The organism is Bacteroides sp. D55t1_190419_B8, assembly GCF_015558905.1.
GTDB classification, from domain to species: Bacteria; Bacteroidota; Bacteroidia; order Bacteroidales; family Bacteroidaceae; genus Bacteroides; species Bacteroides vicugnae.
The window spans coordinates 182,506-196,953 of sequence record NZ_JADMOU010000007.1 but is presented as its reverse complement, the minus strand read 5'-3'; the positions used below and the strand labels follow the sequence as shown (position 1 = coordinate 196,953).

The window sequence follows — 14,448 nt, the reverse complement described above, 5'->3', positions numbered from 1 at the left end:
TATGAAGATGATTAAATATTCCAAATATCTTGCGTTGGTGGCAGTCTTAATATCTGCTGCCGGATGCGATGATGCCAAACTGTCAACCATTGATAACGGTTTATATATTCAGGAAGCTGCTCCATCCAATACTTTTGGGCAACAAATAGAAGCACAACTGGTAGATGATGGTGATGTGACGAAGACGCTAACTGTTCGTTTGGTTCGTGCCATAACAGAAGACGTGACAGTAACTTTAGATATAGACCAACAACTTATTAATGACTATAATCAAAAGCATGAGGCTGCTTATGAACTTTTGCCTGAAGAGTTTTGGAGCTTTCAACGTACGGTTACAATTCCTGCAGGAGAAGTGTCTGCTCCGGTTATAAATCTTACGATCAAGCCATTTACTACTCCTAATAATGAAGCTTATGCCATTCCAGTACGGATTACTTCTGTAACAGGAACAGTAGGAATAGTAGGAAATGCTAACCATATTCTTTATCTGCTTACTTCCCCCAATAAGCAGAAAACATTGGTTCTGAAATCGGGAAATAAAACGACTACGGTTTTTAACAGTGAAATGCCTGCTGCTCAATGGACAATAGAATATTGGATAAGGTTTGATAACACCACAGGACAACCTACTGGAGCTTGGGTAGGGCCGGCTAACATCGGCTTTAGAAGAAATATCTTTGCTGATAATGCTGCTCCTATATACTTCAATGATATCTTGCTACGTTATTGGGCGGATGGAGCAAAGAAGATAGCTCCTACTTTACAATGTCAATTGAATGGAAACTATTTTGATAGTGAAGAATTTTGGTATCCTGATACATGGTATCATATCGCTTATACTTATGATGGATCTACTATTCGTTTGTATAAAGATGGTACATTGAATAACTACAAGGCTGATACAAGGGACTTTGTGTTTAAAAACATTAGCTTTGCCGAAAGCTTTGGATGGAGAATGCAGGTAGAATATGCTCAGATTCGCCTTTGGAAGAAATGTTTGACGGATAATGCTATTCAGGAAGGAATGTCACGCCAGATACCAGGAGATGCAGAAGGTTTGATTGGTTATTGGAAGTGCGACGAAGGAGAAGGTAATGTTTTGAAGGATAGTAGTCCAAGTGGCAATAACATCACTCTTAACGGAATCCCTAGTTGGAGTAAACAGTATAATTTTTATCATCCTAATGATGATGAAGACTAGTTGATCTTTTTTAAGAGAGGGAATCCTTGTGAGGTCCCTCTCTTTTTTGATAATGCAGAACTTTCCGAGCTGTTCTACAAAAGAAAGGATTGCGGGCGGCAACGATGACATTCGGCATTAACATGGGAGTATGGGCATTCGATCGCTATATTCGGAAAGCGGATTTTGCCTATATTGACTTTCATACAATTAAAGACAATATCAAGCACGGTTTCGTTTGGGATAATGATGCAATGGGAACAAACATGTTTATGCATCCTTATCATGGCAGTTTGTATTTTAATTCGGCCCGGTCAAATGGATATAATTATTGGCAATCCGGGCTATATGCCTTTGGAGGAAGTTTCATGTGGGAGATGTTCGTGGAAAATGAATATCCATCTACCAATGATATTATAGCAACACCGATTGGAGGGATGGCGTTGGGAGAAGTGTTCTACCGTGCATTCGATTTAATCCTTGATGACAGGAAAACAGGAGCATCCCGTTTCGGGTTAGAGTTTGCTTCGTTTGTTGTTTCTCCTATGCGTGGACTCACTCCTCAAGATATGGATTGGGAACATTATAACTCAAAGACGCTGAATGCACAGGGAGATCGTTCAATGGCAATTCTTCATGCAACAGGGCTGCGGTTGGATATCAAACTGCGAAAAGGATTGTATCTCACCGGAGATTATATGAACTATACCCATCATACGCGGTATAAACATTATGAGAATATTTTTCCAGTACATCAGAAGGGAGATTAATGTTGACATGTAAATTATGAGACAGAGGCTGAATTTCTTAGAGGGAGATGTCGATATACATACCATTAATGAATATTTGAGAAATATATATTCATAAAGAGAAGTAGATAAGGATGCAACTATCCGGAAAAAACTGATAGTTTAAAAAGAAGATAATCGGAATATTTCTCGTGAAGTTTAATTTCAAATCCTACAATTACTATGATTTGTACCTGTTTTATTGTCATACTGTCAGAATTCTATTCAAGTAGATGAATATCAGTACTCTATCACCTGACAATAACCATTGATAATAGGCTGACAATAAAATATCTCTACTTTTATTGTCAGCCTTACTTTTATCTCTTATGATACCTTTATTACCTGATAAACAGTACCTTTATAAGTGTGTTTCGAGGTAATTCCGCATTTTTGCAGTAATCTCCCGAAGTGATATACTTTATTGTCGGACAATGAAATACCGCTTTTTTTCTTCAGATAATTCAGAATTTCGACCGGAGTAAGAAATTCTCCTTCCTCTTTCGTTTGCGCAGCCTTAAAATATTGATAAAACAATTGCAGCATAGCCGGTGTTTGCTCAAACTCACGGTTGTTTTCAGTCATAATCTGCTCATCTTCGCTATCAAACCAATAACGCTCACCATGATAAATCTCGTGCATGGCTTGTGCATAAAGTTGTTCATAATCTATCGGTTGTGTAGTGTCGATGTTTCCCGTCACTTCAATGCAGATAAAACGACGGCTTCCCGAAGGATCAGTCAGCAAATCCTTCTGATTGCTTGTGCCGATAAATGAAGCATATCGTTGCAATTCAAGTACCGAGCGACCATGCGGTTTCCGAAGATTGACCACGGGCTTTTGGAGAATATGTTTCAGAAATCCCTGTTGCGTCAGAGTAATCTGGTCGAACTCATCAATGTTGATGAGCGCGAACCGATTCAGATACAGTTCCGCATCCCGTTTCTGGCTGAAATCAATGCTGTCCGTATAGTAAGCTCGAAGTGCAGGCGGAATCATTTCACGGCAGAAAGTTGATTTATGAGTTCCCTGTGCCCCTACTAATATGGGTGATGTACTATTCGCGTGCATTTTATCCTATTTTCACTTACACATAATACTACCATATCGCGTTTTAATATTAATTTACAATAAAATAGCTAATTACCATTTCTGATAATCAGCTTTATTATAATAATACCGCTTATAAAAACATAGTAGATTCTATCTCACTATTCATAAAACTGAAATCTCATTTTCTTCTTCGACTTAAAAAACTTCCCTATTTTTAGTTCTTTACTATGTGCCATTTTATAAGGTGCCACTAACTCCTTTAGTAATTCATATAGTATTTGATTTACTAATAACATATCTTTATATATATCCCTTAATTGTTCTTCATCGTCATAATAGTGCTTATCTTTATAACCTATAAAAAACATATCAGACTTAGTCTGGTCATATTGAGGAGCTGTAAATCTAAACATAACTTTACTAGGATGAACCCACTTGCAGCCCTCTTTGTATATTTCTGATATTCCGGAATATCTCTTATTTAATTCTCCGCAAAGATAGCCGGCAGTAAGATATTGTTTACCTATACAAAGTTTATTAGTAGGTTTGCCGTCCATGAAATATTTAAAGAAACGTTCTTTATCTCTATATAAGAGACAAGCATAAACTTCCAAACAGCAATCTACCTGCATCCTAATAAAGTGTATAGCAGATAATTTATGTTTTGATAAAGCATTAAAAGCCGAATTATTCTCTAAAGCATACATTATAATGATATACATAAACATATATAAAGGATAGTGATTGTCTGGATTAATACTACCTAATACTTTACCATACCGTTTTGAAAATTTAATAATAGGTCTACCCATAGTATAATTGGAATAAAAAAGGCTAGCCGAAGCTAGCCTAAATTTAATGCATTAGTTCAATAGTGCCTTTATATCTTCTTTTTCATTCTCATCAAGAGCTGAATATAGACGTTTAACCCTAGCTTTTCTCATTTCAGAAGCAAGTTCATCCCCCGAATTAATGATTACATTCAAGTTAGCTATATAAGTCTCAAATCTTGCGACAAAGCTCTTACATTTAGCTTTAACTTGCTCGGGAGTATCTGTTTCTGAAACAAACATACCGACACCAAAAGTTTTGCCCAGTTCACTACGGTTGTTAGACACTAATGCTTCCAATACATTTGTTGAATTTGTTAATTCCATAATTATTATAATTTTAATTATGCCAGCACTATTACTGGCTATTCAGAAGATAGTGCTATCTACAAATTCCGCCACAAATGTAGTATATTATTATAATAACACAAACAAATTCCAACAAAATTTGAACACTCTATGTAAAAAAAGCTATGATAGTATAGCTTTTTAAGAAAAAGCTCTCCATATTAATACCCAACATTATTATACTAATCCTATTAATACTAGAACTAGTATATCTATTATTATAGTATAAAATATAACTGTAATAATAGCCAACTTATTAGTGACCATATTAATACTGATTGATGTATTAGTATTGAATTTCTGTAAAAATAAAAATAGCAAATGAATTTCTTCAAATGGTGATAACCATGTTAGTTTCCACCATACCAAAGAGATATTTAATTCAAAATGTCAAAGTTACATTTATAGGGTAATTACCAATCATCATCACTTGTTTGCAATGGCTTCTTTAGAACTGTATCAATTTTGTCTACAAGGATTTTATAACATGATAGTGAATAAACAAAAGCTCGTGATGAGGTCACTTTAGGATGTTGTCTGTTTTCTGCAAATGGAAAGCAATCAGAAAGTGCCCATATTTGGGTATCTTTAGTAACGCCATTACCTGTTACCCCAAAACCACCACCAAACATTATGACATATCCACTATCGTCATTTATCTTCAATACCTCATAATTCTGTAAGGTATATGTCATTCGAATACGTTCTTCTTTAAAATCAAATTTAATAAGTGGTCGAATGCTTACTCTATATGAGTTATCTCCCATAGTCCGTTTGGCAATATTAGGCAAATAACAACGTGCTATGATTGTTCCTTCTTCCTCATTTGAAACTTGTATAGCTGACTTTGCATCAGAAGACATAGATATGACCCAATCTATAATTTTGCGATATAATTGAGATTTGGACTGACCTTTATACTCTTTTATAACCGATAATGATAGTTCACCCAATTCATTCAACTTATATTCATTGGATAGCTCCTTAGCTTTAGCTGACCAAGACATATCCCCTATATTAGTATATTCTTCTAATTCTTGTTTAGTTACAATTTGGGCATTAATTGTATTACAGACTAATCCTAATAACATTATAAAAATAATCTTTTTCATGTTGACTTGAAGCTTACTATTAGTATGATGTATTTTTGTGTTCAAATGTACAAAAAACAAATTAATTAATCAGATTTTATTATATATATTCTCTAACAAGCCTTGTTGTAAAAGATGTGTTGTAATAATTAATAGAACAATAAAAAACAGCAAATGAATTTCTTCAAATGCTGTTTTGCTTAATATTCACCAATAATTCATTCTATTTAAAGTATAATATATTTAATGGTCCTAATAATATCATCTTAGTTACAGTATAACCTCTACCTTCCCATGTAATTTTGGTAGATTCTTTAACAAAGAAAGCGTAGTCTATTAGAAGCATACTCGATATAGCTAAATGTATTATTAGATACCATTTAACAATCTTGATAATTTTATTCTTCATTTGTATCTAATTTGATAGAATATGTATCTCCCTTTATCAAATAAAGATTTCCATAATTTTGTATGTAACTGTTGATATATTGCAAAAATGAATCTGTGTTGTATTTCTCATAAAATATACTCTTGAAATCTACCTCTTTCAAATTTTTATATGCATAAATACGACCATGTATATACGGATAAATTTCCTCTAAAGACTCAAATTTGAATACGTATTTATGATGTATTCCCATATTATCAAATATTCCTTTGATAATCATTTTTTCATCAACATATAAATCCTCGTAGGCATCAGTTGGGTCAAAAAACTCCATCCAAAATTCATCAGTCCTATTTATTATTTCCATTGTATAATTTTTAATCGTTATATATTTGCATAAAGTTTCAACATCAAAGTGTGGAATAAGACCGATGTTTCCTTGGTCATAAAGGCCGTGAGTTATGTTTCGTCCCCACACTTTTACATCAGAAACCGGATAGTTCAATGGGCTTTCGACCCCGTATTCGCAATGATGGCTCACGATGTACAGATGTTGTCGTTCAATAAATCATTAAGACTATGACCTACGTTGGAATTGATGTCAGCAAGGCGACTTTCGTAGTTGCTTATTCTTCTGCCAAGAGCAGCAAGACCAAAACATTCAAGAACACTACCAAAGGCGTTCATGAGTTCATTCAAACCTTGTCAGCCAGTGAGCATCATTGCGTGCTGGAAGCAACCGGCAATTACAGTTCCCTGCTCGTCTATCTTCTTTCGCAAGTGGGAATCACTGTCAGTTTGGAGAATCCTCTCAAGATAAAGAATTTCGCCCGTGTGATGCTTTCCGTCACCAAGACGGATGAAACGGATGCACGTCTGATAGCTCTTTACGGAGAGAAGATGCAGCCTGCCCCTTATAGGCTTCGTAGCGATGCCATTCTCACCTTGAAGCAGAAACGGACAGTCATACGTCAACTCAAGAAGCAACTTATAGCCACCCGTAACTTGAAAGGTTCCATGGAAGCACTTCCCTTCTTCGACCCCAAGTGCAAGAAAGCTATTGAAAAGACAATCGCTTTCCTTGAAAAGCAAGTCAAGAACTTGGAGGAGGAACTGGCGGTTTTGGCACAATGCGAGTACAAGAAACAGATGGACTTGCTCATCTCTATCAAAGGTATCGGTGTCACGCTGGCGGCAGCCTTGATAATGGCTACGGGAGGCTTCACGTACTTTGATAATGCCAAGCAACTCACCCGATACTTGGGCTTATCTCCTACTTACCAACAATCCGGTACGTCAGTCAATGTCAAAGGTCACATCAACCGCAACGGTGATTCTTCCTTACGTGGTCAGCTTTATATAGCTGCCATGGCATCTCTGCGATGCAATGCCGAATGCAAGGAATGTTTTGACCGATTGCGTTCTAACGGCAAGCCGGGAAAAGTGGCGGTTGTTGCAGTCGCCAACAAACTCGTAAGGCAAGCCTTTGCGGTAGTCTCTCAAGAAAAGCCATATGTCGATGGATTCAAGTCTGAAAAGCCATAATAGCTCCTGCGGAGGGAACGCCATGCGGCAAGGGGCTACGCAGTCAGCCCCGACGAGCTTCCGTGAATGAGATAATTGCATATTTATGCTAATTATCGTTAACCGTAGTCAGTTTTCGTATTATAGTTCATAACTCATTTTATCATACCAATCTTTTAGTCTTATTGGTTCATTTAAAATAGTTTACTTAGCTCCTCTAAAATACAAGGAGTATCTTTCACATCATCGGGCACTGGAAGATTATCTACGGTTCTACTCTTCATAAATGCAAGATGAAATCTAAATAAAAGAGCCTCTTCTATACTACCTTCAACAAGTTTTCCGTCTATAAAATCTTCGACGGAAGATATAAAACCATGTTTGCGTAATCTACTATATGTTGCTTCTATTATTTCAAACTCTCGTTTACTACGCAATCTATCTACCAATTCACAAAATATTGATAAAGTTTGTTCCCTATTTATTTCCATACTCTTTTATCAATGCATTTATTTTCCTTAAAAACTCTTGCTTGTTTAAGCTATTGTATATTTCTTTGAAATCTTTGCTTCTCCATTGTTGATGCTTGAATACACACACTCCATATATATCCTCTTCTATTTCCTCTAATGAGTTGTACAGATTAATAGAATATATTCCTCTCTCACTTCGATTAGCAAGTATTTGCAAATAATATGAGAACATATTTAATTCTGACAAATCAACTTGTGGGGGTTGATAGTGAGATTTCATATCCCATATTTCCCAATGTGTGATTAGATATTTCTTAAGTTTACTTGCCTTTGTCATTTCTTACTTATATCTTGGATTAGCATTTATCACTAGCGTAGGCTTCCAATAGTATTTATTGAGCAATTGTCTAAATATTTCTTTATCTTTAATGATTCCATAATATATCTTTCTAGGGCAATCAAGTACATCCCAATCATCCCAAAGATTAAATGAAAATAAAATCTCTTCAATCTCTTGCAAAAAATTAAATGGTTTGCCATTATTTTCCTCTCTTAATATATGTATTGCAGATTTAAAAACCATTTCATCTGTATACTCTGCATATTTCCTACTACTATAATCTTTAGTTAGCTCATAAGAAGGATTATCTTTTTTATATCTCTCATAAAATTCCTCTACTGATACAAAATTACTAGTGTTATGATAAGGGTGATATATTGGATTGTGAGCGTCAAAGGGATTACGAACACACATTGTTTCTATTTTTAGAGGAAATTCTCTAGTTGCATAATTCTCATTTTCCATAGTTCATTTGTTTAATTATTCGTTTTCATTTATAAAGTACTCTATTGTATCCCAATACTTATCTACTTGTTGCTTTACATAGTAAACAGGCAAATGAGGGCAGGATGCAAAGTTTTCATCTGCCATATTTAAAATTTTATCCCCAATAGTAAGCTCTCTATTGTCAGAATAATATATAGTGATATTTAACACTCTATCTTCTAAGAAATCATCTAACAGCTTAGATTTGGAATAGGGAGTTTCAATAAAATTCCCGTTAGTATCACATTTACTTAATGTAGTAACTAAAAATTCTTTAATCGCATCTTTATCAGTGTTCTTATCTACCATTACAAGTCTATTACCATTATCATTTATTGCATTTATTATTATCATAATCATTTTATTTTAAATCCGTTTTAGATACCGTTAGTCTAGTTGCCATAATTTATCAAGTTCTTCCCTTAGTTTTTTAGGGCAATCTTTTAACCAATTGTCCTTACTTGCTGGATTTATATGCCTATAAGGTTCTTCTTGAACATCCCAGCCCTTTATGTTTTTGCATTTTTCATGCAAGCTTGATAATTCTTCCTCGGTAAAGGAATTACTAGTAAACTTCTCGAAAAGTTCTTCTGTTGTCATAACCTCGTATTTATTCGTTTTATAAGTAGACAAAATAGCGTTGCTATAATTATCAATAAAAGTATGTTCTCTATATTTATGAGCCAACATCTAATATTCATATAATAATATTGAAGTACTCGTGTTTTGCTTAGCAATCCTAGTATGTAATCAATGCACACAAAAATTATAATTTCTGCTAAAGCTATTCTAACTATTTTGTCCATTCTGTACTTGTATCTTTCCATGTGTATTCATCTGATATACCATCCGTTTTATAAGTAGATAGAATAGTATTATAGCAATGACTATTAGTAATATATTCTCTGTTTGACATAATATATGGTATAGCATACTTTTTTTAATAACTAAATTATAATATGCTCCACTTTTGTATTTGTACCACCAATACGTTAATATCCCTTGTACAAAGCATTCTACTATAATTAATACAAATAATACTATTCTAGTCATTTTCATCTCTTATCTAAATTAATGCGAATAAATTTATCATTATTATACAAACAAATAATGGTTTTCACTTCTTCCTTTCTTGAATCTGTATATTCCAACTTCACTGTTATGATAACCTCACGTTCATAAGCCTTTTTACAAATAGCTTTACAGAAAAAACATCTACCACTCTTAGTATTGCCTTCAATAGTATAACTATAGTCTGTAATATCTTTCTTGATAATTCTATTGCCTTGTTCTACTTCTGAATCAATCATCATATCGAACCATTCACGAAGCGAATAATCATCTTTAAAAACATCGAAGTAAGTAGCATACACATTCAAACAGATTGTACTATCTTCATTTACGAAATGATTGCCATTACTTAAATCTGATTCTTCTCCATGTGTAAAGTTAGAGGGATATATCAAGAAATAATCAAAAGTCCTATTCCAATAAAACCTTGTATCATCGTATTGGTATATCCTATTTCTGTAATCAATCAGTTTCACACCTTTTACTCTTAATACAGAATCTACCCATTGCAAATGCTTAGCTTCTGATATATCCAAAGTAGGATGATTATCATATATAGATAAGCTAGCAATAGTAGCCTGTATATTACTATCCTTTTTACTAGTACAAGATAGTAATAGCATTAATAGTAATATGTAAATCGCATATATATTCTTCATGAAGAATACCATTCTCTATAAAATATCAATTATTACATATAAGATAAATCGCCAAAACCACAACAGGAACGATAATATACATTACTACCGCACCCTCTTCAAAACTCCCATTTTCTTTACGTGGACAGGTAATATATGCTATTATTGCATAAATTACAATTCCTATTACTACTCCCATAAGATTTAGTTAATATTTACTAGTATAAAAAGTATCTTTTGTGCAAACGTACTGTCCCTCCTTAATTTTTTTATATTGAATCCAAAGTTTCTTAGCAATATCATTACAAGGGTCAACGACTTCTACCCAAACATTATATTTCATATCAACAGCTACTGAAGTAGTATAATTTATAATCTTATACTTCTTTTTTTGAATTGCTCCATTATTAAAACAAGCAACTTCTTTCTGTTTAACTCTTTCCAATGCAAGGTTAATGACTTCTTGCGGAACTTTAGGCGTAAAATCTAAGACAGTTCTTTTAGGGGACTGTGGAGATTGAGCCATTATTCCAATATTCGTAAATAGTGCAAAGACAAATAAAAATATATATTTTACCATATAAAGAACGAATTAATCATTAAAAATTTTCATTTCAACATAGAATGTTCCCAATAAAACCAATATCCAGTATAGCCATGATTCATCCCATATAAACATATTGAATCCCGCAAGTTCTTCTGCATCATATTGAAAAGATGGTTCTATAAACGCAATACCAAAAATAGGAAGTGCCAATACAAAAAGTGCTATTCTCATTGCCAATGCAACAAGTGCAGGTGCAAATATTGCTAATACTATTTTTCTTTCCATATTGTCTTGTATTTATAAATCTAGAGCTTTACTTTTTATAGTAATTATGTATGGCTTTCCACCTTTGTTTACATCAATCAACTGCCTTTTGGTATTTCCTGCTAAAAAAGTTTCGGTCAATACTTGTACATTTCCTTCTGTATCAACATATTCCATGACAACCTTATCTATAGTAAAATCCGAATAATTCTTCAAAACCCAATATGTGGGTGGTTTAACTCCCCATTGTGCTAACAATGCAGAGAAAACGGAAATATCAAAAAAAGTAGCTTGAAAAACATTCTCTTTCTTGTTGTTCAATCTTACTGCGCTTCCAACAGGCTGAGGCTCTTCACGTTCAATCACAAGATATTTTGCTATATTATTACGCACTTCTTCTTTTGTTGTCGTTTGTTTTTGTTCTTCCTTATCATCTACTCTTTGATTACTTTGGATGTTATTACAGGAAAATAGTATAAACGAAAATATAAAGGATAATCCAATAAATAGTTTTTTCATATTGCTTTTTATTTTTTGATTAATAATTTAATTTGTAGTATAAGCTGCTCAAAAAATGAGTTGGCTACTTAAAAGATAGTAGCAAAAGTTGTTTCTTAATGTCTGATTCGTAGTTATATATCGTTTTATCTACCCTGTTCCCTTTGGATAGTATTACACAATGAGAAAAGCGTGGGAACTATCGAATATTATCATATTGAGGCTCTGGACTGCCCAAGGTTGAATAATAAACAATAGCCCACGCCAAACGATATATAGACTATCTTAACAAGATAGGTATATAACATTGACGTGAGCGTTCTTGCCTATTATCTTCAACCTTCGAAATTGTCCAGATTCCAATATGAGATAATATCTTAAACGCTCTTCGTTAACTAATATGTCCTTTCAGCCCCAACACATTAGGTATCTGAAATTGGTACAAAGTTACGAAAAGCGTTTGTAATAGCAAGAACTATTGTTTATTAAAAGTTGAGGGCTATTTCTGCTTTATAAATTTATGGTAGTGGAAAAATTCAAGACTCCCCATATAAAAACTAAATTTCTGAATTTTTCCACCCCACCGATATTTCATGCTTATGGCTTTATAAACTGATTTTTAATCCGTTGAACGGTGGAAATACCAATACTTTGTAGCTTAGCTATATTTCTGATTGAATAGCCTTTTCTTAGTAAAGCTATGACTTCTTTATATTCTTCTTTCTTCTTATCATTCGTTTTGATTGAACCTGTCTTTCTGCCAAGTTTACCACCTTTGGCAATATAATTTGCCCTACCACTATTCAAACGGTATTGGATATTGCTTCTTTCGATATTTGCCATTTCTGCAAGTACTGTCACCATGATAGACGCTATTGGATTAACTTCCCCATTTGGTTGCAAAGTATATAAGCCCAAGTTCTGTATGTAAACCGATACTTTCGATTCATGCAATATATCCAAAGAGCGAAGAACCTGTAATGTACTTCTTCCCAATCTTGACAATTCAGATAAAAGTAGGATATTCACAGATTCACGTTTACAGTATTCCAAACATTCTCCTAAAATCTGTCTTTCCTCTATTTTCTTTGCACCTGAAATATGCTCCTGGAATATATTCACAATTTCTATATCCTGTGAGATAGCATATTTCTTTAAATCCTCTATTTGTCTGCTCGTGTCCTGTCTGTCATTACTTGACGAAACACGAGCGTATATTACGGCTGTTTTCATTTTATTCTTTGATTAGATTGATAACATGAAAGAATGTGTTCAAACCACCTTTGCAGATTTATTTGAACACATTTCTATTTTGAACACATAAATAACTAATTACGTTTGCCTGCTTCCTCAACATTCCACAAGCCAACACATAGAATAAGCCATATCAATGGAACACAACCACTGACAACAGCTAATACCAACCAAAAGAGCCAAACGAGTATTTTACAATAGAACATAATTCTTTGTTTTACACAGTTAATAAAAAAGGAGAATACCCATTACTGAATATTCCCCTGTTTAATCAATCAATAAACCACTTATATTTGGTGTCTCCATGCAAAGCGGCATTTATTCCCGTTGCTATTTCGGTTGCATTTACCGCTCTATCCAAGAATGAATCTATATAACTGCTCTTATTTGCTCCTGTCAATAGATTATACAATTTCCACATACTAATATCATTCCCCAAGCTCCCAAAGTTCTTATCATTGATATATGCTTTTGCAACTGTATTTATTTGCGAATCAGTAATAAGCATTTTAGGAATATCTTTTTGATAACCTTGTGGTAATGATTGATAAAGTCTCATTCTCCCAAGTAATTGGCAAAATTGATGTTCTGTGAGATATGAGTTACCAAGTGTTTGCAACAAATGTAGATGTTTTGCAGGTTGATAACTCTGAAACATTTCCAATACTGCCCGATATAAATCTTTGGTATTAGTAACTTCCAAGCAACTAAGAAAACCGTCTGTTGATACACACAAATTTGTGCATACTTTACAGGTAAAGCCTGCAAATACTTTAAAGCGTTCTGCTCCCTTTTTACTATACAAATTTGTGTGATTATAAGCTCTCACACCACCAATAGTAAGAGTTAGCTTATTTCCGTTCACCGTTTCGTAAATCGTAGGAATCTGAATAATAAAAGCACATCTTTCGTAGTAGATAGTCTTATCACTTTCAAGAAGTTGATTTGCAGGTTTGTGTATTGCTTCGGGTATTCTCCCCTTGATAATGTGACTTACACGAATATCGGGCTTATCAACGCTTTCACCACTGAAAAATGCATTTGCAGCGTCATAAACAGTATCAATAAATGCAGGGTGAGGAATTGTAAGCTCATTGTCTTTGGCAAATACGGGTGTAATACAATCTTCTTTTAAATGTTGCATTGTTACCTCTAGTGTATTAGCTTCCAAGAAATGAGGATTCTCTTTTTTAACTTTTGGTTGTTCTTCGATTATTGTTGCTTCTTCTGCATATTCACCAAAGTTACTTTCTCTTCTTACCTGTGGCACATTGCCAATAATTTGTAGATTTCTCATAACGAATAAAATTTTAAATGATTTATAAATTGATTACGTGGAGAATAGATATTTCACTTTTCTTCCAACTACCCTAGGGGGACGTTAGAGCTACTCTGCTCATTCGTACGTAACTTTCAATTCAGTAAATCATAGGAGAAGTAAGCTGATATATATTTAGGCTCTTATTTTAACAGGTAGGGGGGATTATATATAAAGTACCTATACTTTATTGCGTGCCTATGTATTACTATGCACTATAATAGAAAGGAGAGTATTATACTGTCATATAAAGATATGCTAAGTAGTAATATCAGAAATTGAGTATTGTTTATTTTTTTACCTTGTTTATTATGACTAACTTTGAGTATTCTTAAAAATCAAGAACTACCTGTTTGG

19 protein-coding genes and 1 pseudogene are annotated in these 14,448 nt (G+C 33.8%); 3 read left to right on the top strand and 17 right to left on the bottom strand.

All coding sequences use genetic code 11. From position 1 onward, the window contains the following. Position 1 precedes the first annotated feature (1 nt). Together I2I13_RS09290 and I2I13_RS09285 are read left to right on the top strand one after the other, a co-directional pair. Positions 2 to 1,201 (top strand): BT_3987 domain-containing protein, encoded by a 1,200-nt coding sequence (locus I2I13_RS09290; protein WP_148363945.1) that lies wholly within the window; start codon positions 2 to 4, stop codon positions 1,199 to 1,201. Positions 1,202 to 1,305: 104 nt separating this feature from the next. Beyond that, on the top strand, positions 1,306 to 1,950 hold the full coding sequence (locus I2I13_RS09285) for a DUF3943 domain-containing protein (RefSeq protein ID WP_229128599.1): 645 nt from the start codon (positions 1,306 to 1,308) through the stop codon (positions 1,948 to 1,950). Between the two features lie 345 nt (positions 1,951 to 2,295). On the opposite strand, the pseudogene I2I13_RS09280 reads toward I2I13_RS09285, so the two are convergent. The 5 genes and pseudogenes from I2I13_RS09280 to I2I13_RS09260 form a co-directional block, all read right to left on the bottom strand. Further along, positions 2,296 to 3,045, bottom strand: a pseudogene (locus I2I13_RS09280) (VapE domain-containing protein); the annotation flags it as partial. A gap of 134 nt (positions 3,046 to 3,179) precedes the next feature. Further along, on the bottom strand, positions 3,180 to 3,833 hold the full coding sequence (locus tag I2I13_RS09275) for a hypothetical protein (RefSeq protein WP_004321931.1): 654 nt from the start codon (positions 3,831 to 3,833) through the stop codon (positions 3,180 to 3,182). A 51-nt stretch (positions 3,834 to 3,884) separates the two neighbouring features. After that, positions 3,885 to 4,178 carry a hypothetical protein gene (locus tag I2I13_RS09270; protein WP_004321934.1) on the bottom strand — a complete coding sequence of 98 codons (294 nt, stop codon included), beginning with the start codon at positions 4,176 to 4,178 and terminating at the stop codon, positions 3,885 to 3,887. 434 nt (positions 4,179 to 4,612) lie between these two features. Continuing rightward, a complete protein-coding gene (locus I2I13_RS09265; protein WP_229037622.1) occupies positions 4,613 to 5,311 on the bottom strand; it encodes a DUF4468 domain-containing protein in 699 nt (232 codons plus the stop codon). Positions 5,312 to 5,688: 377 nt separating this feature from the next. Further along, positions 5,689 to 6,045 carry a hypothetical protein gene (locus tag I2I13_RS09260; RefSeq protein ID WP_002559021.1) on the bottom strand — a complete coding sequence of 119 codons (357 nt, stop codon included), beginning with the start codon at positions 6,043 to 6,045 and terminating at the stop codon, positions 5,689 to 5,691. Positions 6,046 to 6,257: 212 nt separating this feature from the next. On the opposite strand from I2I13_RS09260, the gene I2I13_RS09255 reads away from it, so the two are divergent. Continuing rightward, on the top strand, positions 6,258 to 7,223 hold the full coding sequence (locus tag I2I13_RS09255; RefSeq protein ID WP_032568652.1) for an IS110 family transposase: 966 nt from the start codon (positions 6,258 to 6,260) through the stop codon (positions 7,221 to 7,223). Positions 7,224 to 7,396: 173 nt separating this feature from the next. Here the strand turns inward: I2I13_RS09255 and I2I13_RS09250 are convergent, their stop codons facing one another. The 12 genes from I2I13_RS09250 to I2I13_RS09195 form a co-directional block, all read right to left on the bottom strand. Continuing rightward, positions 7,397 to 7,693, bottom strand: a complete 297-nt coding sequence (locus I2I13_RS09250) for a hypothetical protein (protein ID WP_002559020.1) — start codon at positions 7,691 to 7,693, stop codon at positions 7,397 to 7,399. Continuing rightward, positions 7,680 to 8,012, bottom strand: coding sequence for a hypothetical protein (locus I2I13_RS09245; protein WP_002559019.1), 333 nt, complete (start codon positions 8,010 to 8,012; stop codon positions 7,680 to 7,682). The genes I2I13_RS09250 and I2I13_RS09245 overlap by 14 nt, the downstream gene beginning before the upstream one ends. Before the next feature lie 3 nt (positions 8,013 to 8,015). After that, positions 8,016 to 8,480 (bottom strand): hypothetical protein, encoded by a 465-nt coding sequence (locus tag I2I13_RS09240; RefSeq protein WP_002559018.1) that lies wholly within the window; start codon positions 8,478 to 8,480, stop codon positions 8,016 to 8,018. 15 nt (positions 8,481 to 8,495) lie between these two features. Next, entirely contained in the window at positions 8,496 to 8,855 is a 360-nt protein-coding gene (locus I2I13_RS09235) for a hypothetical protein (protein ID WP_229128598.1), read from the bottom strand. 33 nt (positions 8,856 to 8,888) lie between these two features. Continuing rightward, positions 8,889 to 9,101, bottom strand: coding sequence for a hypothetical protein (locus I2I13_RS09230; RefSeq protein ID WP_225483579.1), 213 nt, complete (start codon positions 9,099 to 9,101; stop codon positions 8,889 to 8,891). A 455-nt stretch (positions 9,102 to 9,556) separates the two neighbouring features. Continuing rightward, positions 9,557 to 10,231, bottom strand: coding sequence for a hypothetical protein (locus I2I13_RS09225; RefSeq protein WP_004321943.1), 675 nt, complete (start codon positions 10,229 to 10,231; stop codon positions 9,557 to 9,559). A 25-nt stretch (positions 10,232 to 10,256) separates the two neighbouring features. After that, positions 10,257 to 10,409, bottom strand: a complete 153-nt coding sequence (locus I2I13_RS09220; RefSeq protein WP_004321945.1) for a hypothetical protein — start codon at positions 10,407 to 10,409, stop codon at positions 10,257 to 10,259. Positions 10,410 to 10,418: 9 nt separating this feature from the next. Further along, positions 10,419 to 10,790, bottom strand: a complete 372-nt coding sequence (locus tag I2I13_RS09215; protein WP_004321947.1) for a hypothetical protein — start codon at positions 10,788 to 10,790, stop codon at positions 10,419 to 10,421. A gap of 12 nt (positions 10,791 to 10,802) precedes the next feature. After that, complete coding sequence (locus I2I13_RS09210) at positions 10,803 to 11,042, bottom strand: hypothetical protein (RefSeq protein WP_004321949.1); 240 nt, start codon at positions 11,040 to 11,042, stop codon at positions 10,803 to 10,805. Positions 11,043 to 11,054: 12 nt separating this feature from the next. Continuing rightward, positions 11,055 to 11,540 carry a hypothetical protein gene (locus I2I13_RS09205; RefSeq protein ID WP_004321951.1) on the bottom strand — a complete coding sequence of 162 codons (486 nt, stop codon included), beginning with the start codon at positions 11,538 to 11,540 and terminating at the stop codon, positions 11,055 to 11,057. Positions 11,541 to 12,116: 576 nt separating this feature from the next. Beyond that, the gene (locus I2I13_RS09200) at positions 12,117 to 12,752 is read right to left on the bottom strand and encodes a recombinase family protein (RefSeq protein ID WP_008777324.1); all 636 of its coding nucleotides are present in this window, start codon (positions 12,750 to 12,752) and stop codon (positions 12,117 to 12,119) included. A 292-nt stretch (positions 12,753 to 13,044) separates the two neighbouring features. Further along, the gene (locus I2I13_RS09195) at positions 13,045 to 14,070 is read right to left on the bottom strand and encodes a DUF3871 family protein (RefSeq protein WP_195649302.1); all 1,026 of its coding nucleotides are present in this window, start codon (positions 14,068 to 14,070) and stop codon (positions 13,045 to 13,047) included. Between the last annotated feature and the right edge of the window lie 378 nt (positions 14,071 to 14,448).

Excerpts from the sequence above, each read along its gene's own strand:
- I2I13_RS09290 (WP_148363945.1), top strand. The coding sequence starts at position 2 with ATGAAGATGATTAAATATTCCAAATATCTTGCGTTGGTGGCAGTCTTA.
- I2I13_RS09235 (WP_229128598.1), bottom strand. The coding sequence starts at position 8,855 with ATGATAATAATAAATGCAATAAATGATAATGGTAATAGACTTGTAATG.
- I2I13_RS09260 (WP_002559021.1), bottom strand. The coding sequence starts at position 6,045 with ATGGAAATAATAAATAGGACTGATGAATTTTGGATGGAGTTTTTTGAC.
- I2I13_RS09270 (WP_004321934.1), bottom strand. The coding sequence starts at position 4,178 with ATGGAATTAACAAATTCAACAAATGTATTGGAAGCATTAGTGTCTAAC.
- I2I13_RS09285 (WP_229128599.1), top strand. The coding sequence starts at position 1,306 with ATGACATTCGGCATTAACATGGGAGTATGGGCATTCGATCGCTATATT.
- I2I13_RS09240 (WP_002559018.1), bottom strand. The coding sequence starts at position 8,480 with ATGGAAAATGAGAATTATGCAACTAGAGAATTTCCTCTAAAAATAGAA.
- I2I13_RS09250 (WP_002559020.1), bottom strand. The coding sequence starts at position 7,693 with ATGGAAATAAATAGGGAACAAACTTTATCAATATTTTGTGAATTGGTA.
- I2I13_RS09265 (WP_229037622.1), bottom strand. The coding sequence starts at position 5,311 with ATGAAAAAGATTATTTTTATAATGTTATTAGGATTAGTCTGTAATACA.
- I2I13_RS09215 (WP_004321947.1), bottom strand. The coding sequence starts at position 10,790 with ATGGTAAAATATATATTTTTATTTGTCTTTGCACTATTTACGAATATT.
- I2I13_RS09195 (WP_195649302.1), bottom strand. The coding sequence starts at position 14,070 with ATGAGAAATCTACAAATTATTGGCAATGTGCCACAGGTAAGAAGAGAA.
- I2I13_RS09210 (WP_004321949.1), bottom strand. The coding sequence starts at position 11,042 with ATGGAAAGAAAAATAGTATTAGCAATATTTGCACCTGCACTTGTTGCA.
- I2I13_RS09245 (WP_002559019.1), bottom strand. The coding sequence starts at position 8,012 with ATGACAAAGGCAAGTAAACTTAAGAAATATCTAATCACACATTGGGAA.
- I2I13_RS09255 (WP_032568652.1), top strand. The coding sequence starts at position 6,258 with ATGACCTACGTTGGAATTGATGTCAGCAAGGCGACTTTCGTAGTTGCT.
- I2I13_RS09205 (WP_004321951.1), bottom strand. The coding sequence starts at position 11,540 with ATGAAAAAACTATTTATTGGATTATCCTTTATATTTTCGTTTATACTA.
- I2I13_RS09225 (WP_004321943.1), bottom strand. The coding sequence starts at position 10,231 with ATGAAGAATATATATGCGATTTACATATTACTATTAATGCTATTACTA.
- I2I13_RS09200 (WP_008777324.1), bottom strand. The coding sequence starts at position 12,752 with ATGAAAACAGCCGTAATATACGCTCGTGTTTCGTCAAGTAATGACAGA.
- I2I13_RS09220 (WP_004321945.1), bottom strand. The coding sequence starts at position 10,409 with ATGGGAGTAGTAATAGGAATTGTAATTTATGCAATAATAGCATATATT.
- I2I13_RS09275 (WP_004321931.1), bottom strand. The coding sequence starts at position 3,833 with ATGGGTAGACCTATTATTAAATTTTCAAAACGGTATGGTAAAGTATTA.
- I2I13_RS09230 (WP_225483579.1), bottom strand. The coding sequence starts at position 9,101 with ATGACAACAGAAGAACTTTTCGAGAAGTTTACTAGTAATTCCTTTACC.